This is a genomic window from Rhizobium sp. L9 (assembly GCF_002531885.1).
Taxonomy (GTDB): Bacteria; Pseudomonadota; Alphaproteobacteria; order Rhizobiales; family Rhizobiaceae; genus Rhizobium.
The window spans coordinates 1-900 of sequence record NZ_NWSZ01000092.1; the positions used below are offsets into that span (position 1 = coordinate 1).

Consider the following 900-nt stretch of genomic DNA (forward strand, 5'->3'; position numbering starts at 1 on the left):
CGACGCCGGCAAGCTGGACGCCCAGCTTGTCGGCGAGCTTGCGGCCTTCGCCGAGCAGCTCGAAGGAGACGGGATGGACCTGATCGCGCTCCAGCTCGATGAAGACCCAAACGTGCCGATGGTCCTTAAACTGAAGGGGCAGCTCTTTCTTCATGGCGGCACGGCCAGCGGCTGGAGGAGGGCTCTCTCGATTCGTGCTCAACATCGTCGCTCCTTGCCTTCACGCTTCGCCGTCAAAGGCGAGTTCGCTTTCGAGCGCCGGCTGGCGCAAAAAGATCCCAGCGATCAACTCCTCGGCGAGATCGCGCGGCGTTTTTTCCGCGGTGTCGATCTGCTCCGCCTTTTCCGCCCGCTCAGGAGGGGCAAAGACCCTCTTAACGACGGTTGGCGAGCCACGCAGGCCGCACTTGGTGAGGTCCTCTATGCCAGCGTCGGCCGCATTCCACTTCACGATCTGGCTGCGCGCGGCCCGTAGCGCGTCGTCGAGCGAGCCGCGGCGGATTTCGTTTGTGCCTTCGAGCATTGTAATTAGACAAGGGAGCTTGCTCATCAGCGTCTGCGTGCCCCCTTCCGAGCGGCGCTCCACCGTAATCTCGCGCCCATTGATGTCGACAGAGACGATTTTGGCAACATAGGTGAGCTGCAGGAGGTCGAGGCGCTTGGCGATGCCAGGCCCAACCTGGGCGGTATCGCCGTCGATGGTCTGTTTGCCCGTAAAGACGATATCGGGCGTACCGAAGGCCTCTCCGATCTTCGCGATGGCTCGCGAAAGAGCAAACGAGGTCGCCAGAGTGTCGGAGCCGGCAAAATGACGGTCGGTCAAGAGTACGGCGCGGTCGGCGCCGTAGGTGAGCGCCTTGCGCAACGCGTCCTCTGCCATGGGCGGCCCCATGGTGAGCA

1 protein-coding gene and 1 pseudogene are annotated in these 900 nt (G+C 62.9%); both read right to left on the bottom strand.

Annotated features, from left to right (window positions below):
• Window positions 1-205: pseudogene (locus CO660_RS32390) on the bottom strand (electron transfer flavoprotein subunit alpha); the annotation flags it as partial.
• A gap of 15 nt (window positions 206-220) precedes the next feature.
• Window positions 221-900 (bottom strand): electron transfer flavoprotein subunit beta/FixA family protein (locus CO660_RS32395; RefSeq protein WP_097601895.1); only part of this gene is annotated, 680 nt, incomplete at its 5' end.